The sequence below is a fragment of the Leptospira gomenensis genome (genome assembly GCF_004770155.1).
Taxonomy (GTDB): Bacteria; Spirochaetota; Leptospiria; order Leptospirales; family Leptospiraceae; genus Leptospira; species Leptospira gomenensis.
Genome location: NZ_RQFA01000048.1, coordinates 51,843 through 73,256 on the forward strand (window position 1 = coordinate 51,843; position 21,414 = coordinate 73,256).

The 21,414-nt window shown below is 46.4% G+C and carries 20 protein-coding genes, 1 tRNA gene and 1 pseudogene; 11 read left to right on the forward strand and 11 right to left on the reverse strand.

The features are described 5' to 3' along the window. The first annotated feature begins 63 nt into the window (after window positions 1–63). From EHQ17_RS11880 to EHQ17_RS11895, 4 genes are all read left to right on the forward strand, one after another. Window positions 64–1,653, forward strand: coding sequence for an LA_3751/LA_3752 family putative glycosyltransferase (locus EHQ17_RS11880; protein ID WP_135594267.1), 1,590 nt, complete (start codon window positions 64–66; stop codon window positions 1,651–1,653). 65 nt (window positions 1,654–1,718) lie between these two features. After that, window positions 1,719–2,300 carry a signal peptidase I gene (lepB, locus tag EHQ17_RS11885; protein WP_210412895.1) on the forward strand — a complete coding sequence of 194 codons (582 nt, stop codon included), beginning with the start codon at window positions 1,719–1,721 and terminating at the stop codon, window positions 2,298–2,300. Between the two features lie 67 nt (window positions 2,301–2,367). After that, the gene (locus tag EHQ17_RS11890) at window positions 2,368–3,561 is read left to right on the forward strand and encodes an acyltransferase family protein (RefSeq protein ID WP_135594270.1); all 1,194 of its coding nucleotides are present in this window, start codon (window positions 2,368–2,370) and stop codon (window positions 3,559–3,561) included. A 28-nt stretch (window positions 3,562–3,589) separates the two neighbouring features. Continuing rightward, window positions 3,590–4,774, forward strand: a complete 1,185-nt coding sequence (locus EHQ17_RS11895) for an acyltransferase family protein (RefSeq protein WP_135594272.1) — start codon at window positions 3,590–3,592, stop codon at window positions 4,772–4,774. Here EHQ17_RS11895 and EHQ17_RS11900 read toward each other — a convergent pair. From EHQ17_RS11900 to EHQ17_RS20175, 10 genes and pseudogenes are all read right to left on the reverse strand, one after another. Further along, a complete protein-coding gene (locus EHQ17_RS11900; RefSeq protein WP_135594274.1) occupies window positions 4,771–5,553 on the reverse strand; it encodes a hypothetical protein in 783 nt (260 codons plus the stop codon). The genes EHQ17_RS11895 and EHQ17_RS11900 overlap by 4 nt on opposite strands. A gap of 57 nt (window positions 5,554–5,610) precedes the next feature. Next, entirely contained in the window at window positions 5,611–7,020 is a 1,410-nt protein-coding gene (locus EHQ17_RS11905) for an Lcl C-terminal domain-containing protein (protein ID WP_135594276.1), read from the reverse strand. Between the two features lie 136 nt (window positions 7,021–7,156). Next, the gene (locus tag EHQ17_RS11910) at window positions 7,157–7,663 is read right to left on the reverse strand and encodes a TlpA family protein disulfide reductase (RefSeq protein ID WP_135594278.1); all 507 of its coding nucleotides are present in this window, start codon (window positions 7,661–7,663) and stop codon (window positions 7,157–7,159) included. Window positions 7,664–7,878: 215 nt separating this feature from the next. Further along, the gene (locus EHQ17_RS11915) at window positions 7,879–8,778 is read right to left on the reverse strand and encodes a decaprenyl-phosphate phosphoribosyltransferase (RefSeq protein ID WP_135594280.1); all 900 of its coding nucleotides are present in this window, start codon (window positions 8,776–8,778) and stop codon (window positions 7,879–7,881) included. Between the two features lie 98 nt (window positions 8,779–8,876). Further along, window positions 8,877–9,659: an ethanolamine ammonia-lyase subunit EutC gene (gene eutC, locus EHQ17_RS11920; RefSeq protein WP_135594282.1), complete on the reverse strand. Its 783-nt coding sequence runs from the start codon at window positions 9,657–9,659 to the stop codon at window positions 8,877–8,879. Window position 9,660: 1 nt separating this feature from the next. Then, on the reverse strand, window positions 9,661–11,049 hold the full coding sequence (locus EHQ17_RS11925; RefSeq protein WP_135594284.1) for an ethanolamine ammonia-lyase subunit EutB: 1,389 nt from the start codon (window positions 11,047–11,049) through the stop codon (window positions 9,661–9,663). Between the two features lie 42 nt (window positions 11,050–11,091). After that, entirely contained in the window at window positions 11,092–11,484 is a 393-nt protein-coding gene (locus tag EHQ17_RS11930) for a type II toxin-antitoxin system VapC family toxin (protein ID WP_210414542.1), read from the reverse strand. A 2-nt stretch (window positions 11,485–11,486) separates the two neighbouring features. Further along, complete coding sequence (locus EHQ17_RS11935) at window positions 11,487–11,744, reverse strand: type II toxin-antitoxin system VapB family antitoxin (RefSeq protein ID WP_135594288.1); 258 nt, start codon at window positions 11,742–11,744, stop codon at window positions 11,487–11,489. 257 nt (window positions 11,745–12,001) lie between these two features. Beyond that, the gene (locus tag EHQ17_RS11940) at window positions 12,002–13,618 is read right to left on the reverse strand and encodes a TrkH family potassium uptake protein (RefSeq protein ID WP_135594290.1); all 1,617 of its coding nucleotides are present in this window, start codon (window positions 13,616–13,618) and stop codon (window positions 12,002–12,004) included. Window positions 13,619–13,653: 35 nt separating this feature from the next. Beyond that, a pseudogene (locus tag EHQ17_RS20175) lies at window positions 13,654–13,844 on the reverse strand (hypothetical protein). 19 nt (window positions 13,845–13,863) lie between these two features. On the opposite strand from EHQ17_RS20175, the gene fusA reads away from it, so the two are divergent. The 7 genes from fusA (at window position 13,864) to prmC (ending at window position 20,753) form a co-directional block, all read left to right on the forward strand. Then, on the forward strand, window positions 13,864–15,984 hold the full coding sequence (gene fusA / locus EHQ17_RS11945; RefSeq protein WP_135594292.1) for an elongation factor G: 2,121 nt from the start codon (window positions 13,864–13,866) through the stop codon (window positions 15,982–15,984). A 145-nt stretch (window positions 15,985–16,129) separates the two neighbouring features. Next, window positions 16,130–16,801, forward strand: coding sequence for an LIC_10271 family cell wall hydrolase (locus EHQ17_RS11950; protein WP_135594294.1), 672 nt, complete (start codon window positions 16,130–16,132; stop codon window positions 16,799–16,801). A gap of 20 nt (window positions 16,802–16,821) precedes the next feature. Next, window positions 16,822–18,072 (forward strand): amidohydrolase family protein, encoded by a 1,251-nt coding sequence (locus tag EHQ17_RS11955; protein WP_135594296.1) that lies wholly within the window; start codon window positions 16,822–16,824, stop codon window positions 18,070–18,072. Window positions 18,073–18,080: 8 nt separating this feature from the next. Beyond that, entirely contained in the window at window positions 18,081–19,133 is a 1,053-nt protein-coding gene (locus tag EHQ17_RS11960; protein ID WP_135594298.1) for a tetratricopeptide repeat protein, read from the forward strand. A 1-nt stretch (window position 19,134) separates the two neighbouring features. Then, window positions 19,135–19,800, forward strand: coding sequence for a Crp/Fnr family transcriptional regulator (locus tag EHQ17_RS11965; RefSeq protein ID WP_135594300.1), 666 nt, complete (start codon window positions 19,135–19,137; stop codon window positions 19,798–19,800). Between the two features lie 2 nt (window positions 19,801–19,802). Beyond that, a tRNA-Arg gene (locus EHQ17_RS11970) sits at window positions 19,803–19,879 on the forward strand. A 13-nt stretch (window positions 19,880–19,892) separates the two neighbouring features. Further along, the gene (gene prmC / locus EHQ17_RS11975; RefSeq protein WP_135594302.1) at window positions 19,893–20,753 is read left to right on the forward strand and encodes a peptide chain release factor N(5)-glutamine methyltransferase; all 861 of its coding nucleotides are present in this window, start codon (window positions 19,893–19,895) and stop codon (window positions 20,751–20,753) included. Window positions 20,754–21,049: 296 nt separating this feature from the next. On the opposite strand, the gene EHQ17_RS11980 is transcribed toward prmC, so the two are convergent. Next, a complete protein-coding gene (locus EHQ17_RS11980; RefSeq protein ID WP_002619748.1) occupies window positions 21,050–21,394 on the reverse strand; it encodes a P-II family nitrogen regulator in 345 nt (114 codons plus the stop codon). Window positions 21,395–21,414 lie beyond the last annotated feature (20 nt).

A 21,414-nucleotide genomic window follows, 5' to 3' on the forward strand; every position in this document is an offset into this window, starting at 1 on the left:
TTTCTTCGTACGGAAAAACTTCCATCGGTTCCTTCTTCACGGCGAAATGAAAACGTTGCTCTTATGTTTATCGAACGAATTCGAAAATCAATCCATGATTCGGGACATCAAAAGGGGATCGCCTGGTTTCTGCTGATAACGGGAATTTTCGGCTCTATATACTTTACAATTCCTGCATATTCCTTATTTCAGGACAGCCACGACAAAGCGATACAGATCCATTCGCTTATCGAAAACGGATTCCGTTCGGAGGAATTGTTTTATCCCGGAAGAATCATGGACAAAAATCTGGAATTCTTTCACTTACCACACAACCTCCATCTTCTGAACAAAGGCAGGTTGATAAGCGCGTTTCCGGTTTCCTTCGCCGCGATAAGCGCTCCGTTCTATTATCTTTTCGGAATATATAATCTTCCCTACCTTTCCGCAATATTCGCGTTATGCGTCCTGATCCTACTCAGGAAATATTGGAGGTTCGATTTTTTCTTTTTGTTCGTTTCCTTTTTCTGTACGTTCGCGTGGCCGTTATCCCTCGATTTCTCGGAAAACAATTTAGTCATGCTGATCTCCGCGATCCCTTTAACCCTGCTTTTCAAGGGGAATCCGAGAACGGTCAGGACGTTTGCCGCAGGAGCGTTCCTTGGCGTCTCCGTATGGTTTCGATTGGAAGGATTGATTTATTCGGGTTGCGTCCTTTTCTTTTACATAATAAATTTATTATATTCAAACAATATAAAATATAAAAATTGGAAGCGATTCCTTTTCGCCTGTCTCGGATTTTCGATTCCCTTCGTTTCGTTCTGCGCCTGGAACTGGTACGACTACGGACATCCTTTGGGAACCCGTTATCTGGCAAACGCGCACGGATTTCAGGTTTCCCTGGGCCAGCGTTTGGACTGGATCGTAAATCTCACGTTGTTTGGCCCGCTTAAGATAGGCTTTTTCGGATATCTGCCGGCCGCCTCGTTTTTATTCCCCGTTTTAATATTCAACTTTCGCAAACTATCCGTCAACAATCGGATTCTATTCGGATCCTCTTTTTTATTTTTAGTTCTCGTTCTGATCACTGCCCCGAACGACGGATTCAATAATTGGGGGCCCAGATTTTTCGCGCCTCTGATCATCCCGTATACGATTTTGGTCCGCAGGATTTGGTTTTATTCTATCCGAAGCGGAAGAAAAAAAACGAAACGATTTTTGACTGCTTGTTTCGTTTATTCTTTTTTCCTCGGCCTGGCAGGTTTTGGAATTCAAAGAGGAAGAAGCCTTCACGTAAAAAAATTCTCGCCTATAATCGAATTTATCGACGCGAAAATTTGGATCTACACCGACTACCTATCCTTTTACACGATCGGACCGCATTACCTCGATAAGGTGACCTTCACCGCCGATTCCACCGAAAAAATCCTAACCATACTGAAACGCAGCCCTTCCTACTGGAAGGGTCAAAAGATCGCGTTCGTACAATACGATCTCTCCTCCGTCAACGCGGCGACCGAAGAAAGGATGAAAAAGAATTCCTTGGGAATGGAGATCGTAAAACCGATCGTCTGGGATAGAAAAATTCTCATCCCGAAAATGCAAGAATCCCTTTCTGAATTCGAAATATCCAAAAAAGGAAATTACGAAATCTGGAGCGGATTTTTAAAGTAAACGTTCGAACTCGGATTTTTGACTTTTCCTTCAACACACTTTCCCGGATTCTGTTCCAGTCTATTATGGAAACTTCGGAATCGAACAGCAGGATCAGAAAATTATTTTTGCAGATCCTTCCGATCTTTCTTTCTCTTTTTACGATTCTTTTGATGCGGATTTTTCTGTTTCAAATTTATTTCATATCGGGTTATTCCATGGCTCCTTCCTATAAGGAAGGTGATTTGATTTTAGTAACGAAATTGGGTTTCCCTGCGAGAATCGGAAAATGGGAAATTTCTTTCATCGAAGGAAAGGTGGAACGTTTCGACGTTCTCGTATTGGACGGAGCCGAAGAGGAGTTGAGTTTAAAACGGGTCGTGGGTCTTCCCGGAGATTACTTCCGTTTCGAAAACGACCGAATTCTCATCAACGACGGACCGCTCCAGGAAACCTTTCTGAAACCCGGTTTTAAGACGCTTGCCCCTTCCTTATCCATGATTCCGATGACCGCAGTCAAAGGAAACGTTCCGATCGGAGACGCAGGTAGAATTCCTCCCGGATATTTTCTCGTTTTAGGGGACAATAGGGAACACTCCACGGATTCCAGGAATTACGGCTTGATTCCGTTTCAAAAACTGAGGGGAAAGGTCTGGCTTTTTTTATAAGATCTCCGAACTAAAAGAAGACCCAAGAATAGATTAGAAATATTTTATATAAGGTATTTATAATACAATGAATTTAAAGAGCTACTTTTTATCCATATTTCAAAAAAAGGAAAACGAATACGAGAATCTCAACGGAATACGGGCCTTGTCCATCCTTTCCGTGGTGATTTTTCACGGTTGGGTCACCGCAAAAACGATCATTCCGGGCGATCCCGATCCACTTCGCCTTTTTTTGGGTTCCCTTTCTTCGGGAGTGGATTTTTTCTTTTTACTCAGCGGATTTCTGATATACGGAGGTTTATTTCGGGAAAACGAAAAAAAAGGGGAAATCGAAATCAAAAAATTTTTCGTTAGGAGATCTTTGCGGATTTTTCCCGCGTTCTACTTCGCCTTGGCGGTGTTATACTATAGCAAATCCCAGCAACTTCATAAATTAGAATCTCTGAATATAGCGAATCCTGAAATTCTCGCCTTGATGGCGGATGCGAAAACGAGACTACAACACGTATGGGTGGACGTTTTTTATCTTTCCGATTTTTTACCCCACGCCCTTTATAACGGAGGCTGGTCTCTTTCCATCGAGGAACATTTTTACCTCATACTTCCTTTTCTTTGTTCGATATTTTTATTCCGCGTCGATTTAAAAACCCGCTTCGTTTTTTATTTCCTTGGATTTTTGACCGCATTTTTCGTGAGGATGAAATTGGCGTTGCCCGACGCGAGTCTCGACGCCGCGTATCACTTTCACGCGAGATTCGATTCTATCCTTGCGGGAATGATCGTATACGAATGTTTTCACCGTTTCCCGTTGACCGAAGAGAGGATTCGAAAATATAAAGGAAGGCTCGATCTTCTGTTGTCGCTCGCGTTGATCGTAACGATCGGAGCGCATCAAGTCGATCCGGGAGAAGCGTGGGCTCTCGTGATACGACCGATCGCACTTTCGTTCGGCTTCGGCGTTCTGATGTATTTTTCCTTTTATCCCGGATATTTGAATCGAATCTTCAGCGCCGCCGTATTCCGTCCGTTTGCCCGACTCGGTTATACGGCCTATCTTTGGCACATATTCGCGATTCCAGTAGCTTCTAAAAAAATACTTCCTTGGATCCAAAACACGCCCAACGTCTGGGTGTTTCTCGCGTGTAGCGTTTATCTCGTATTGGTCACTTTTTTGATATCCTGGTTTTTCTTCCTATTGATCGAACAGCCGTTTTTGATTCTAAAGGACAAACTGACCGGGGGACAGAACAAGATAAGCTGACTACGCGTTTGTTCGTATAAGATGCGTTATGCGAGATTACGTATTTTCGATTTTTCGAAAGAGGGAAGGCGAAATAGACGCGTTAAACGGCGTTCGCGCATTCGCGCTGATCTCGGTTTTCTTTTTCCATAGTTGGGGCCTCGGAGGAATCCTACTCCGTGACATGAACCCAGTATATATCCGCTTTCTCGGGAATTTATCCTCGGGCGTGGATTGTTTTTTCGTCTTAAGCGGATTTCTGATCTACGGAAACTTGTTCCGCGAATTCAAAAAGAACGGAGACATCCGCTTTCGCGACTTCTACGCAAAACGAAGTCTTAGGATTTTTCCGGCATACTATTTCGCACTTTTAATAATATTCATTATTAAGAATATTCTTTTATACCGTTTTACGCAAAACCCGTCCTCGGCCGATACGGAATGGATTCGAATGCTTCAAAACGACATCGACAAGGTTTGGATCAGCGTATTCTATTTGTCCGATCTGATCGAATTCCAGTTTACGAACGTGGATTGGTCCCTCTCGGTCGAGGAACACTTTTATCTTGTATGCCCTTTCTTAAGTTTGTATCTATTAAAACGTTTCGGATTTCGGGGAAGGATGATCGTATACGGAATTCTTACACTGGTCGCGTTTTGTATCCGCAGTTATATGGCGTTCCGAAACGATCCTATGACGAACTTTTTCTTCTTTTCCAAATTCGATGGTCTGATCGCGGGAATGGCCTCCTATGAAATTTACGAACGTTTTTCGGGAACGATATCGGAACTTTCCCGAAAACTCGTCCACCTTTGTCTAATTCCGGCGGCGGCTTTCGTTTACGTTATCGCACATTCGTTTCAAAAGGATTCGTTGCCCGCATTGATCTTAAGGCCGAATCTGCTTTCGGTTTCTTTCGCGATATTACTTCTTATATTGTTTCAAAAAAAGAAGAACCTCGTATCGGTCGTCTTTTCCTTCGGAGGATTGCGACCGATCGCAAGAATCAGTTATACGATTTATCTCTGGCACTTTTTTTTAATGCCGGTGACGATTTCCGTCGCTTACAAGTTTATCAAAAGCGGAATTCTCGAAGTAAGTTTCACCGTCGCTTCGTGTATCGCGTTTATTATAAATTTCTTAATCGCTTGGATTTTGTATCTTATCGTCGAAATGCCGTTCCTAAAATGGAAGGATCGGCTTTTTGAAATGGAAAAAGCGAAAATCGACTAAAGACGGAACTCTTCCCCGTCGCGCAAAATCGCGGAGTCCTCGAATTCTGAGCCGCGATGCGGAAACGCCTGTTCGTAAAACAGCGCCGCGAACAATTCGAAATCCTCGTCGATCGGCAGTGAATTCTCATCCCAGAATTCGTTTCTTCTTTTGATCAACATGGAAATCGTTTCGTCTTCGAGGGAAAATTCCTCGCCCGCCTCGTTGAGTTTCCGGATCAACCAATTTAGATTGTAGATCGTAAACTGTCCCAAAAACTCGAGGGTGGCGACGGTCGGTTCCCGCTTCATCAACGCCTCGGTATGAAAGAGCGGAATTCTAAGATCGTACGCGTCCTGCGTCTTCAGATATTGTTTGTAATTGGCCGAGATCGATTCCAAAAAGGAGAAGGTATTGAGATAACTGTTCCGGATGAGATCTTCCTTTTCCGGATGAGAAAAAAGCACGTCGATTAAATCCACGAATTCGCCCTTGGCCATCGCCTCGCGCAAAACCGTATCCTTTGGTTCGGGTCTCGGAATCGGATCCACCAATTTTACGAACAGATATTTGATTTCATAGGCGAAACGGGATTCGCGGGGAATATAATATTCGATCCAAATCGGTTCTTTGTAGTATTGAACGAGTTCGCGTTTCGGAAGATCCGGAGTTACGTTTAAGGACTTTAACTTCTTTACGTCGTCTGTGAGAACCTTTTGGCCCTCGACTCGCGTTCTTGATTTTTTTATCTGACGGAGCTCGGATTTGTTTAAAAGGGGTTTCGGTTTGAACGGCTCCATAAATTCAATATCGGTTTTTCACGATTCCATTCTAAAATCGACCTTTCAAAATTCGCGTCACGGTCCGGTCGCTACACAACGGATCGATCCTCCGGCGCCCTTTCCCTGATCAACGACGAGATTTCCGGCCCCGAAATCGACGATCCAAGCGTTTGCGGGAACGGTCCCCGTGCTGGAAGTCCAAAAAATTCCGGCCGGTGTGTTGGGAAAGTAGGTCGAGTTGATGGCGGAAATCGGAAACGTTCCGGTCAAGTCGGCGATGGAACGCAATTCGTTTATGGAAGGCAAACGCCAAACTCTTCCGGATTGATTGAGGGAATTACAAGCCAACAAAGCGTTCTGCCAATCCGTAACGGTCGCGGCACCGGTCGTACAACCCGCTCCGCTCAAACCCGCGGGACATTTTACCCAGACCAAACCGGTATTTACGTCCGTTACGGTGGAATCTCCGTTATCCCGAAACAACGGCGTCGGCAATGTAGGACCTCCCACACAACGGGAAGGATTGGGACCGACCGGGCCGGATTTCCCGTTTACCCCTTCCGTAAAAGAATCATACCAATAATCACCCGGAGCTCCAGCGACCGGTGTGGACGTCCAATGACCCACACCGCTTGTATTCGGAAAAAAGGCGGCAAACGTAGCCGGATTCGTACCGTCATACAAAAGAATCGAACCCAATTCCTGCACCGTAGGCAATCTCCAATCGGTTCGATTGGCGTAGGAAATCGTATTCAAATTCGCGCAAGCCGCGCTTCCCGTAGCCCAATCGGTGGAATTCGGGGCGCCGACGCAGGTCGCTCCCGCTTGCCCTTCCGCACAACTTTTCCAAACCAATCCGGTGCGATTGTCTGTCGTCGTATAATCGGTTCCGCTTACCAAAGTCGGTCCCGTAAAACTTCGAATCGATCCGTTTTGCAACTGTCCGTCTTGCCCGGTTCCCGTACAACCGATCGGATTTCCGGCAGGGTCGAAACAAGTCGTTTGTCCTGTCTTCAACGGCAAAGGACCGAGAAAAACCAATTCGACGGAGGCGGAAACGAAACCGGAGGAATTTACCGCAGTTACGGTATAAACCGTATCCGAACCGGCAAAGCCGATGTACGAACCCGAAAGAACTCCCGTGAGAGCGTCGATCGTCGCGCCTGCGGGAAGCGAAGGAAAAACGGAATATCGAAGCCCGCTTCCGATTACGGACGGAGTGATCGAAAAGGGAAGCCCGTTGCCGACGATCGTCGGAGTGGAATACGTTAAATTACGGGGGGCGTCCGGATTTCCCGCGCAATACGGAATCGTGTTTCCGGAACCTAAACTGACAAACACCGATTCCCAATAGGATTTGGATTCCGGATTACACGCGTTATCTAAGGATTTATTCTTACAACCGGCAGAAGCCGTCCAAACGTATAAGAACGAAAACGCACTCACAAGACGAACAACGTGGAAAAAAAAAGGCCGCAGTTTCATAAATAATTTTTCCGTTCCGGACAGATTCCTCAACACTTATATAGATGGAAAAAATCCCGTTTTACAATCAAGATCGGAAATCGCAAAAGGAAAATTTCGAAATTTATTTACCGAAACGAAAAATCGGATCGGGGTTTTAAAGGAAAAGGGACGTGATCCAAATTCTGAAAAAGAAACTGATCGGATTCATCATTCCGGAATCGGCAAAGCGGATTTTTCCGGTACGATCCAAAACGAAAAAAGAAGGATATCCCCCGACTTTCCATTCCCGAAGTAAAGACGCATCGGCGACCAAAACGTCGAACCGAAGATTGCGCTCCTGAACATACCGTTTGAGTTCCTCCGGATTTTCCCCTTCTTCGACGGAAACGAAACGAAAGCGTTGGCTGTCCTCCAGCAAATCCGCATACCACTTCACCAAAGGAAGATTGGTCGAACAAACTCCGCACCAGGTCGCCCAAAAATACACGATCGAAACCTTGTTTTCCGATTCGAATTTTTCTCCCTGATACGGACGCAAAGTTTCCAAGGATAAACCCGGCCGTAAATCCGAAGCCTTAAAGATCGAAAGCGAAATCGTAATTCCCAAAAAAAGAAGAATCCAAACCAGAACACTTCCCGTCTTTTTTAAGATTTCTTGCATATACTTTTCTTCGGATTCGTTCCGAAAACGTTACGCGAAACCGCGTTTCCAATCCGAAAACGTTCCGTTTTTAGAACTCCGCCGTTTCCAGGAAACGGACGACTTTGTAAAACCGAACGATCCTTGCAGGTGAAACAACCGTTTCAACCCGGGAGATTTTGCAAAGCCGAACGATCCTTTCGAAGTCAGCGGACGTCTCGCCGGACGCAAACGAATCACAGATCGAATCGAATTCCCTTACCGAAATCGGAATACATAATTACGATCACCAAAATCACCCAAATCACTCCGGAGACCAATACGTATCCGTCGGAAAGGATCGCTTTGGTGGGATTGTGTCCCATATTTTTGATATAGATGATGTACAAAGAACGAAAGATCGCGTAGACCACGACCGGAATCGTATAAATCATCCGATCGGTTCCCAAGTTGGCGATCGTCGTGGAACTCGTTACGTACAGGACGTAACTCATCAAGGTCATCGTCGCGACGATTCCGAGCATCATATCCAGAAAACTCGTGGAGTATTCGTCGAGGATTTTCCGATGACCTTTCGCGTTTCCTTCCAAAATGATAAGCTCCCCTCTTCGTTTGGAGAATCCCCAAAACAAGGCGAGCATAAACGTACACAACAACATCCAGGAGGAAAACGTCACGTGGATGACGACCGCTCCCGCGATGGCGCGGATCACGAATCCGATACTGATGCTCATTACGTCCAGGATCACCATATGTTTGAGAAACTTACTGTATAAAACGTTAAAGACCAGATAAAACGTCACCAATCCGAAAAAGGAAGGATGTAACAGATAGGATAAAATCAAGGACAAAGGAAGAATGATCGCGGTGATGAATAACGCAAAGGAAGGATCCAGTTTTCCGGACGCGAGAGGTCTGTGTTTTTTTTCGGGATGAAGCGCGTCCTCTTTGCGATCCAGATAATCGTTCACCACATACTGACAACTCGCCACGAGTGAAAAAAGAAAAAACGCGGCCATTACCCTTTGCACGGATTCGAAGTCGGTCAATTTTTTTGCGAAGATAATTCCAGCAAAGAGGATCACGTTTTTGATCCACTGATGAAGCCGGAGCAATTTCAGATACTGGAGGAGCATACTCGGTTACAATCGCCGCCGACCCTCAAATCATCAAGGAAAATCCAAGAGCCCAGTCGAATCCGGAGTAACATCCGGACGCAGACCGAAACGCGACCTTATTCTTCTTTTATAAGATCGAATCGGGAACCGTCCGAAAGCGAGGAAGTTTCCTCGTCCTTCAGATGGATTCCGGAAAGTCGTTTTTGAAGGGCGAGATTCAAAAGATAGGATGCCTTGCGGGAAGCGTCGGCGAACGACATTCCGCCCGGGCGAATATTGGAAATACAATTCCTACGTTCGTCGGTAAGACCGGGAGAAGGTCGATACGTCAGATACAAACCCAGACTATTTTCCGTGGAAAGCCCCGGACGCTCCCCGATCAAAACGATCGAAGTTTTGGCCTTCCAAAAAGCGCCCACCTCGTCGCCGATCGCGACCCTTCCGTTTTTCACGACTGTGATCGGGGCCGTTTTGATCCGCAAACGTTGGAGGGATTTCAAAAAAAATTCCAAAAACGGAAGAAGAGAATCTCGGATCGCACTCGCGGAAAGCCCGTCCGTCACTACGAGACTCAGATCGAATTCCTCCGAAAACTTAGGATCGGATTCCTTGAATTTTTCGAGGGTTTGAAACCCCTGTGCGGAAATTTTTTTCCCGAGATCCGGCCGTGCCAGATATTCCTCCCGAGAAGAAACCTTGGATCGGATTTCTACGAAGCTCAGATTCCGATCCGACAAAAAATCGAATACGTCCCGAAAATCGACCGAGGCCCAAACCGCGTCCCGAGCCCGCGCGTGATCCAAACGAAACCGCAAAACTTCCCGCGTGGGAATCGAAACCCCGCAACGTCCGAGTCCGATGCGAGCCGTGGTCCAACGTTTCCATTCTTCCCAATCCATATCAACCCGCCAAAGTTTCCAAGTCCGGTAGAAGAGCCGTGCGATTTTTCTGATCCGACGGAATCAAACGGGAATCCAGGATTCCCCTTTGCAAAAGCCACGTTTCGAACTCGGGAGCCGGTCGAAGACCGAGCGTTTGACGCAGATACAAAGCGTCGTGGAACGAAGTGCTTTGATAAGAGAGCATAACGTCGTCCGCTCCGGGAATTCCCATGATATAATTACAACCCGCCACACCGAGAAGAGTGAGTAACGTGTCCATATCGTCCCCATCCGCTTCCGCGTGATTGGTGTAACAAACGTCCACTCCCATAGGAAGACCGAGAAGTTTTCCGCAGAAATGATCCTCCAATCCGGCCCGAAGAATTTGTTTTCCGTTGTAAAGATATTCCGGTCCGATAAAACCCACGACCGTATTTACGAGCAACGGGGAAAATTCCCGCGCCACCGCGTAAGCCCTCGTTTCAAGGGTTTGTTGATCCACGTTCCAGTGGGCGTCCGCGGAAAGACCCGCGCCTTGACCGGTTTCGAAATACATCACGTTGTCGCCTAACGTGCCCCGATTCAGGGAAAGCGCGGCTTGTCTCGCTTCGTTTAACAATTTCAAGTCGATTCCGAAACTTTCGTTGAGTTTCTGACTTCCGCCGATGGATTGAAAGACCAGATCCACCGGCGCGCCGCGATCGATCAGTTTCATCGTGGTGGTCACGTGGCTCAAGACGCAACTCTGAGTGGGAATTTCGTATTTCCGAATCAGGGCATCCAAAAGATTCAAAAGAGAATGTACCGAAGGAAGATTATCCGTCGCGGGATTGATTCCGATCACCGCATCCCCGCTTCCTAAAAGAAGACCGTCCAAAATTCCCGCGGAAATCCCTTTGAGATCGTCGGTGGGATGGTTGGGTTGAAGACGAGTCGCCAATCTTCCGGGAAGGCCGATCGTATTTCGAAATTTGGTGACCACGCTACATTTTTTGGAAATCGCGATCATGTCTTGGATCGAACAAAGTTTGGAAACCGCGGCGGCCATTTCCGGAGTGATCCCGGGAGCGATCTTTCGCAAAACCTCGGAATCCGTTTTCTCATTCAATAAGAATTCTCTGAATTCTCCTACGCTCAGTGAAGAAATCGGCGCAAAAGCGATCGGATCGTGACCGTCTAGGATCAAACGAGTGATCTCGTCCTCCTCGTAAGGAATCAATAGTTCTTCTAAAAATAAGGATAAGGGAAGCTCGGCAAGAATCATCTGAGCCGCAACTCGTTCTTCATAACTCAACGCGGCAATACCTGCTAAGATATCTCCGGAGCGAAACGGAGTTGCCTTTGCGAGAACGCCTTTCAGATCCGAAAACTGATAGTGTCGGTTTTGAATTCGAATTTGATAATCCACGGCCAGACGTTCTTCTTTTTAAATCGAACTGCAACCAGAATTTCAATAAGCCTTCGCTCGTTCCACATCCGTATGAAGAAAATCTTCTCCTTTGAATAACAAAGGAGCTTTTTGATCCTTCGCAAGAGCGTAAGCAAAACAATCTCCAAAGTTTAAACCCGCCGGATGTCCGCTTCCTTTTCCAAAATCCTTATAGGCTTCTCGCGCCAATCGAATTTGCTCGACCGTCACCGGCTCTAAGCTGATCTTTAATTTAGCCAGAGCATCGTCCAATAAACGGGAAAGAACCGGATCCTTAAGTCGATCCGTTCGAACCGCGGCTTCCAAATAATTCGCAACGGACATTCGAGAATTCGAGTTAGAAATGATGGCTAAGACGAATTTCTCTTGCTCTTCCTCTTGGAGGAGAATCGCCAGCAAAGCCGAAGTATCCACTATCAATCCGGCAACCCTTCTTCATTGTAGAGTTCGTCCCCATGATCTAAAGAAGAAATCGGTTGTCGGATCCGCTCACGAAAACGACGAGAAATCTCGTTTATCTCATCCAAGGAATAATGTACGTTCAGATTATGTTCCATACGTTCCAACCTCTCCCGCAGTGAATTTGTAATTGCCTCAGTCAAAGTTTCGCCGGTCAAACTGGCCAACTTTCTCGCCAATGAATCGGTTTCCGGATCTTTGATGCTCAATGCCATATATACTTCTTCTCTCTTTGTATATACTTATATACCCCATTCCCCTCTCGTCAACTTTTTTTTCGTCTTTTGCTCCCTTCTTCCAAACCCCGGACCGGAAATCGGATTCTCATTTTGTGAAACGCGAGGGCAAGAACCGTTCTTCAAGATACGTTCTCGGAAAACGAATTCGAATTCGGATGGCGGAAAATTTTCTTCGAAAAAACGAAACTGAAAAGTTGTATTTTGAATTTGAAAAAGGGATTCGTGAAGAATTCTTAACCGACTTGAATCTTAAGACCGTCGTCCTTACTTCCGAGATCACCCAAACCGGAATGTCCCGTAAAAGCGATCAACAACGTGAACGCTCCGATTCTTCCCATAAACATCAACGCGATGTAGAGCAATTTTTCCACGTCGTTGGTATAAGGCGTAAGTCCTAAAGTAAGACCTACGGTACCGAAAGCGGACATCACTTCAAAAAAGACGGATTCAATTCCGTGTTTGTTTCCGTTGGCAAGTCCGATCAAAAACATAAAGATGACGAGCGAAATGGTCGCGAGAAAGTAAATTCGAGTGGAAATTGCGACGGAGTTTTTGGAAACTTCTTCTCCCCAAATCTGAACCCTTGCCTGAGGACTGATTACGTTTTTCAAATATAAGATTAATATAAAGAAGGTTGTGATTTTGATTCCACCCGCGGCGCCCTGAGGACCTCCTCCGATGAACATCAACGAACACAAAAGAACGTACGTCGCACTTCTGATTTCGGTGATATCGAAGGTGTTGAATCCGGCCGTCCTAGAAGAAACCGAAAGAAAAAACGAATTAAAGAGTTTTTCCGTAAAACCCATCTTTCCGATCGTTTCCACGTTGTTGTACTCGATCAGAAGAATCGCAATTCCTCCGATATGGATCAAAAGCAACGATCCCAAAACGATGATCGTCATCTGCATCCTGTTCGCGTCCCCGAACAATTCCTTACGATATACTTCGAGTCTTTCTTCCAGACGTACGGAAGTGGCGATCACGAATATGTACCAAGCGGGAGGATCCTCTCCCAACAACACGGTTCTCCTCATCATAAAGGTTTCGGTCACGGTTTCGATCTTACCCATAAACTTCTGAAAAATTTCCAAAAGGGATTTTTCGATGAAGATGATCACCGGAAATCCGATCCCGCCCATAACGATCAAAAACTGGATCACCAAAAGACAAATCGGATCCTTGGAAAGAAAACTGAGATCGTCCACGATGGAAAAACCAGCGTTGTTGAACGCGGAAACGGAAGTGAACAAACTCAAAAACAGACGGTTCGGAGTTCCCGGCAATCGATCCGTTTCCGGCATCAAAAAATAAAGAAGAGTAGCTCCTACAAATTCGATCGTAAGAGAAATATTAAACAACGAAAGCAACATTCGTCGTACATACGACGCTTCCGCCTCCGTCTTTTTTTTTCCGGAAGGAACCGCTCCCGAATGATTGGAATTCTTTTCCATCATTCTCCTAGCGAAATGAGCGTCCGTGACCTCGTAGACGAAAGAAGCCAATCGAGTGCTCCGGGACAAACCTCGCACGACCAACACTCCGATCAAAACGGTAAAGGTGATGATTCCCAATCCTCCGATCTGGATCAGAAACATCATGATCCACTGTGTGGACCGGTGGAGTTCCGACAATAAAACCGGGGAAAGTCCGGTGACACAAATCGAAGAGGTGGCGAGATACAAGGAAACGGTGTAGGACAAACGACCGGATTCGGAGATATAAATGGCGAAAGAGCCGATCACGATAGCGACCGCAAAACCCAAGCAGAGGGTCCGCGCCACCGATAACAAAAGAAACGCCTTCGCAATCCTATTAACGTTTCGTTTGATGAGTTTGAGCGGATGCATTCGATTTCCACTCGAAAGCGACGTTTACCAACTTCCTAAAAAACGCCGACTTCGAGACGCAAAAGATCATAATTTTTCAAAATCATTCCCGGGCAAATGAAAAATGCTGCCTTACTCGGCTGAATGGCCGATTTGAGTTTACAAAACCGCTCTTTTTTGGAATCTGGTAAATTGAGGGACTTTCTCCAAAGCTCCCCGTCGGTGATTTCACCGGAAAATTTGCAATCTTTTATAAGAGGATGGCCATGAGCACTGCTGTAGCCGAATTCAAACCGAGCGAAAAACTTCTGAAAACCAGAAACATCGGGATTTCCGCCCATATCGATTCTGGAAAAACGACCCTTACCGAAAGAATTCTGTTTTATACAAACCGAATTCACGCCATTCACGAAGTTCGTGGAAAGGACGGAGTCGGTGCGAAGATGGACAGCATGGACCTCGAAAGAGAAAGAGGAATCACCATCCAGTCCGCTGCGACCTATTGCCAGTGGAAAGATCATACGATCAACATCATCGATACTCCAGGTCACGTTGACTTCACGGTAGAAGTGGAACGTTCCCTCCGCGTATTGGATTCTGCGATTCTCGTTCTTTGCGGGGTTGCGGGAGTTCAATCTCAATCGATCACGGTTGACCGTCAGATGAGACGGTACAACGTTCCTCGCGTTGCTTTTATCAACAAACTCGACAGAACGGGCGCAAACCCTTTCCGCGTGATCGATCAGCTCAAAGAAAAGCTGAAACACAACGCGGTTCCGGTTCAAATTCCGATCGGTTTGGAAAACGACCTAAAAGGGATCGTGGATCTCGTCAAAATGAAAGCCTTCTACTTTGAAGGAAAAGACGGAATGGACATCCAGGAAAGAGAAATTCCGGATGATCTCAAAGAACTCGCACAAAAGAAACACGAAGAACTTTTGGACGCGGCTTCCATGTTCTCCGACGAATTGACCGAAGCCCTTCTCGAAGGAACTCCTACCGAAGAGATGATCAAAAAGGCGATCCGTACCGGTACGATCGAACTCAAAATGACTCCGGTTTTCATGGGTTCTGCCTTCAAAAACAAAGGAGTTCAAAAACTTCTGGACGGAGTTTTGGATTACCTCGCCAGCCCTGTGGACGTTAAGAACAAGGCGCTGGATCAAGCAAACAACGAAGAAATGATCGTTCTCGAATCCAATTTCGAGAAACCACTCGTTTGCCTCGCGTTCAAACTCGAAGACGGACGTTACGGTCAGCTCACTTACGTGCGCGTCTACCAAGGAAAACTTTCCAAAGGTATGACCATCTACAACATGTCGAATAATAAGAAGCACAACGTAGGCCGACTCTGTCGAATGCACTCCGATGAAATGGAAGATATCGACTACGCGGAAGCGGGGGATATCATCGCTCTTTTCGGAATCGATTGCGCTTCCGGGGACACGTTCACCGACGGAAAACTCAAGGTTTCTATGGAATCCATGTTCGTTCCCGCTCCGGTAATTTCCCTTACCATCGAAGCCAAAGAATCGAAACACTTAAACAACCTCGCGAAAGCGTTGAACCGTTTTACCAAGGAAGACCCGACGTTCCAAACCCACGTGGATCCGGAATCCGGACAAACCATCATCAAAGGGATGGGAGAACTTCACCTCGAAGTATATATCGAGCGTATGAAACGCGAATACGGAGTGGAACTGATCACGGGGGCTCCTCAGGTCGCCTACCGTGAAACGATCACTTCCAAAGCGGATTTCGATTATACCCACAAAAAGCAAACCGGTGGTCAGGGACAGTTCGGTCGTGTTGCGGGTTATATGGAACCGATCCCGCTCGAAGAAACCCTAAATTACGATTTCGTAAACAAGGTCGTGGGTGGAGCGATTCCGAGGGAATACATACAGTCCGTGGACAAAGGATTCAAAAGCTGTTTGGAGCGGGGATCTCTCATCGGCTTCCCGATCATCGGAGTTCGTTGTGTGATCAACGACGGTGCGTACCATGACGTGGATTCTTCCGATATGGCGTTCCAAATCGCGGGTCGTTACGCGTTCCGCCAAGGATTCAATAAGGCGAATCCTCAGATTCTCGAGCCGATCATGAAAGTGGAAGTGGACGGACCTTCCGAGTTTCAAGGAGCGATCCTCGGATCTCTGAACCAAAGACGCGGTATGATTCTGAACACGACCGAAGAGGACGCTTACTGTAAAACGGAAGCGGAAGTTCCTCTCGCGGACATGTTCGGATACTCCACCGTGTTACGTTCTTCAACACAAGGAAAGGCGGAATTCTCGATGGAATTCTCCCGATACGCTCCGGTTCCAAGAAACGTAGCGGAAGAGTTGATGAAAAAATACAAGGTCAACAACAAAGACGAAGATTGAGTTTCAAACGAAAATTCTTTCCTCGAACAAAGGAGCCGAAAGGCTCCTTTGTTATTTTTGGACCGTCTCCGAATCCGATTCTTTTTTTTATTTTCAAATCGTTCCGAACTTCCCGTTTTCCCTGTTGTTGCCGATATTCAAAGAGATGGACCGCCTACTGATCCGGATCCCGATCCTACTATTTTTTTTCCTGTTTCCGTTTCGAATCTTCGGCGCGGGTTCGCAGAATCCTTCGATTTACTCCGTCCAAAAGGGGGATACGTATTATTCCTTGGGGAAAAAATTCGGCGTGGATTATCGAAAGATCATGGAATGGAGCGGTAAAAAAAACGGAGAACCTTTGATACCCGGAGAAAATTTGAAAATTTTTAAAAAGACAAAGGAGAATCCGGCCAAACTCTCGAATACGAACTTCTCGAAACGAACCCAAATTTCGGAGGGAAACTCGGATCCGAATCGACCGCGTCTTCGATTTCCCTTAAAAACCAGAGCCCCTCTCGAAACGCCCTACAACCGACTCAGTTTCGCTCCCCACAAAGGAATTCTTTTTAAAGCGACAAGACACAACCAAGTCAGGCCGGCCTCCGCGGGAAAGGTCGCGGTGATCGATCAAATGGACGGATATAAAAAATATGTCATCGTGGAACATAAGGACGGTTATTCGAGCGTCTACGCCAACCTCAAAAGTGTATCGGTGACGGAAGGGGAAACCGTCGATTCGGAGAAAATCATCGGCGTATTGGAATCCGGAAAAGGATTGTATTTCCAACTCAACCGGGGTTCGACGGCGGTAGAACCCGAACTAAATATCCGGTAAAATCAAAACATAAGAATATTATGGAATACGAAATCGTAAACGCCTGTATCGTCGCGGAAAACCGCACGATTCCCAACGGAAGTATCGTCGTAAAAGACGGAATCATATCCTCGGTAAACGCGGGCGGACCTCCTCCGGGAAAAAGGATCCGTCTGAATCTCAACGGGCTTTACGTATATCCCGGCCTCATCAACGGACACGATCACCTTTTGAGTTCCTATCTGCCTAGGGTGGCTCCGAACAAACCGTATCTAAATTGGCTTCCTTGGGACAACGACCTAAAATCATCGATCGTCTTTTCCGAACGGCAACAACTCGACCCCGAACAACTGTATCTTCTCGGCGCCTACAAGAACATCGTATCCGGCGCCACTTCCGTACAGGACCATATACCTCACTTCGTGCAGGATCCTTTCGTCGCGTCGTCTCCCGTACGAATCCTAAACCGTTACTCTCTTTCCCACAGCATCTGCACGTATTCCTTAAATTGGGGAGAAGGCCCGAAGGAAGAATATGCCAAAGCACTTCAGGAAAACATTCCGTACATCACGCGTATCGCGGAAGGATTCGATTCCGAATCCAGGAATTCTCTCAAAATTCTCGATCAAATGGGGTGTTTGGGCGAACATACCGTTCTCGTACACGGAGTCGTTTTGTCCGAATCCGACATCGAATTGATCGCCCGGAAACGCGCGCATTTGGTCTGGTGTCCGGAAGCGAATTTGTATTTGTACGAACGAACGGTGGACATTCGGGACGTTTTAAAAAAAGGAATCAACGTCAGCCTCGGAACGGATTCGAACATCTGCGGATCTCTCAATCTTTTGGAGGAAATTCGAGCCGCGAGAAATTTTTACCAAAGTGAATACGGAGAGGATCTTTCTCCGAGAACCCTTTTCGAAATGGTTACGTCCAATCCCGCAAAGGCCTTTCGAGTGAATGAGGAATTGGGTTCCATCGCGGAAGGAAAAAAGGCCGATTTGGTCGTGATCAGCCGCAATTCCGAAGAGCCGTTCCTCAACCTTTGCGAATCGGATTGGAATAGCATCCGTTTGGTTGTAAAGGACGGCGTTCCCGTATACGGAGACGCTGGCTTACAATCCTTTTTCGAAGAGTCCGGAGCTCCCGTGGAAGAAATTAAAATCGACGGAATCGACAAATATCTGATCGGAACTCCCGCCGCACTTTTGGAATCGCTCGTCTTATCGCTTGGCTATAAAAAGGATTTGGCATTTTTCCCCGCGCAGAAAGAATTTGATAACTTTGAGTAGGTATTCCATTGGCCGGTCCGATCATCAGAAATTATAAAGGCGGATCCATCATTTATTTCGAAAAGGACAAAGCCGAGGATATCTACGTCCTCAGAAACGGCAGGGTCATTCTTACGTTTCCGGCCGTCGATACGGGACAAGAAGTCAAAGAAGACGTTCGGATCGGAGAATTTTTCGGAGTAAAATCCGCGTTAGGAAAGTATCCTCGGGAAGAGACCGCTCAAGTGATCGGAAGCGCTACGGTTCTTGTCTTTAAACCCAACGAATTCGAACAATTCGTCGCGGAAAAAACACATCTCATTCTCAAGATGATGAAGGTGTTTTCCAGCCAACTCCGCCAGGTTCATAAGAAGTTAAAGGAAATCCTAGGACAATCGGACACGAGAAATCCGGCCTTCGAACTCATGAACGTCGCGGAAGTTTTTTATAAAAACAACAACCTTCCGCACGCAGTCTATGCGTTCGAAAAATATCTCCAACACTATCCCGGAAGCACGTACACGGGCCGAGCCACGGAACTTCTCGAATTGGCGAGAAGGGGAAGTCCGTATCCTCTCAACATGCCCCCTCTCGTCTACGAAGGCGGCAACAGAGTATCGCAGGAGACCCTGCAAAATATCATGAAACCTGCGGTGGAAAAATCCGCGATCACTCAAGGCGTGGATAACTCGATCACTTCGCTTTACAATCGTGCGCACACATTGGTCAACGTCGGAAAACACAACGAGGCAATGGTCATCTACAAGGATCTTCTCAATCGCACCGACTTTAAATTCGACTCCGAAAAAAAGTTGGTGGAAAACGCTCTGTTTCAGCTCGGAGGTTGTTTTCTAAAACAGAACGAATTGGACAATGCGAACTCCTCGTTTTCGACCTACATCAAAAAATATCCTTCGGGAGAATCGATCAAAGAATCCCTCTTTCATCTCGCGGAAATCGCGGAATTGCAGGGCGATCGTCAAAGGGCGAGAATGTTGTACGGAAAAGTCGCTTTGTTACCTCCCGAAAAGGACAGCATTTCCCAAAAATCCAGGCTAAAAGCGAAGGAGATGAGCACCTAATATGGATATGATGCTCGAATCCATGTTCTCCAAATTCGGTCAGACATACGAACCGAATCAGATCGTCTTCTGCGAAAACGAACCCGGAAATAATTTTTATCTGATTCAATCGGGAAAGGTAAAGATCGTAAAGACGGTTCCGAATCCGACAAAAAAAGAGGACTATCTCATCAAAACCCTCGATATCCTCGAACAGGGGGATATCTTCGGCGAAATGGCGATCTTAGAAGAACAACCGCGATCCGCCACGGCCATCGCAATCTCCGAAGTGAAGGTTCTCAACTTCAACCGCGCCAACTTCGAATTATTGATGACCAAAAATCCTATGCTCGCTTTGAAAATTCTCACGATCTTTTCCGTAAGAATCAACGATGCAAAACGAAGATTGTTGATCCTATTGATGGACGATATTCAGGGCAAGGTTGCGGACGTGTTCCTGATGCTCTATGAAAAGATGCACGCTCATTCCGACTTTAAGGAAATAGTTCTCAACGTATCGCAACACGACGTCGCGGAATGGTGCGCTCAACCGGTCGGCGAGGTGCAAAAGGTTCTCAATACCCTTTCCAAAAGCGGAAAAATCGAACTCTACGAAGATAAAATTGTTATACACAATATCGCCGACTTCCAGAGAATAGTCTCACAAAAAAGGAAACCGAATTCTTAAAAGCTCCCGTAGCTCAGGTGGACAGAGCAGAAGTTTCCTAAACTTTTGGTCGGAGGTTCGAATCCTCTCGGGGGCACCAACTCCGAACTTCAATGCAGCATCCAGATTCCATTCTTACACTGTTAAAAAAATCGGAGGAATTTCTCAAAAAGAAGGAAATACCGAGCGCGCGTCTGGACGCGGAACTTCTCTTAGCGGATCTACTCGGATTACAAAGAGTCAAACTCTACGTCAATTTCGAGAGGTTGCTCACCGAAACCGAAAAGAACGCGTATCGCGAACGGATCGTGGAACGCTCTAAAAATAAACCGACCGCTTACATTACCGGACAAAAATCGTTTTACAATTCCGTGTTTTTCGTAAATGAGAAAGTTCTAATACCGAGACCGGAAACCGAAGAACTCGTGGAAAAAGTTTTGAACGATTTAAAGGAAAATTCCGAAACGATCGAGGTTTTAGATCTTTGTTCCGGAAGCGGGTGCATCGGAATCAGCCTCAAACTCGCCAAAAAAAATTGGAACGTTTTGTTAAGCGACATCTCGGAGGATGCACTTTCCGTGGCGCGGGAAAACGCCTCTAAAATTTTGGGGAAGGAACTCGCGGTCGAATTTCTGCAAAGCGATCTCCTTACTTCGTTTCCTCCTCAATCGAAATTTGATCTGATCGTGACTAATCCGCCGTATATCCCCGTATCGGATAAACCGGAGATGATGAAGGACGTGGTCGATTACGAACCGCATCTGGCTCTTTTTCGGGAAAATCCGGAAACCTTTTCGATCGAGTTGATCTCTCAGTGTTACGAACGTCTCATCGACGGAGGAAGATTGTATATGGAAACCCTTCCTTCCATCTCGGAATCCTTGGTTTCTAAGTCTTTAAAGGAAGGCTGGAAAGAGGGAACGGTGGGAAAGGATCTTTCCGGAAAGGAACGTTTCGTCGTTTTGACTAAGTAAAATCGAAACGATCGAAATCAAAAACTCGTTTAATACGAAATCGGCAAAACATATATGCCAACTTAGATCGGAAACCGTCGGAAAACGGAACTCCAACGACGACCGAAGTGAGTCAAAAAACTCAAAGTTAAAGGTGCGGACGCCTCGAGCCGAACGCCGATAAAAACTCCGAAATCTTTAAAACCGTCGAAGCCGAAGTTCTACCGGGCGAATTGCGAAATTTAAGAAACTACAAAAAATAAAGCCGGGCGCAAACGGCCCGGCCTCATTTTTCCCAACCACAAAAAGGAGAACCTTTAAATCGCGGAACTTCCTCTTTCTCCGGTTCTGATCCGGATCACGTCTTCGAGAGGTGTTATAAAAATCTTTCCGTCTCCGATCTTTCCGTCGCCGGTTTTCGCCGCTTTGAGAATCGCGTCCACCGTCGGTTTAACGAACTCGTCGTTGACGGCGATTTCGAGACGGACCTTTCTCAAGAGGTTCACCTGGTATTCGTGACCCCGGAAAACTTCGGTTTTCCCTTTTTGTTGACCGTATCCCTGAACATCGCTCACGGTAAGTCTGTAAATTTCATTCTTTGTCAATTCCGCCTTTACCTCTTCCAGTTTATGCGGTTGAATGATGGCAACGATTAATTTCATATAATCTCCTTATTAAAATT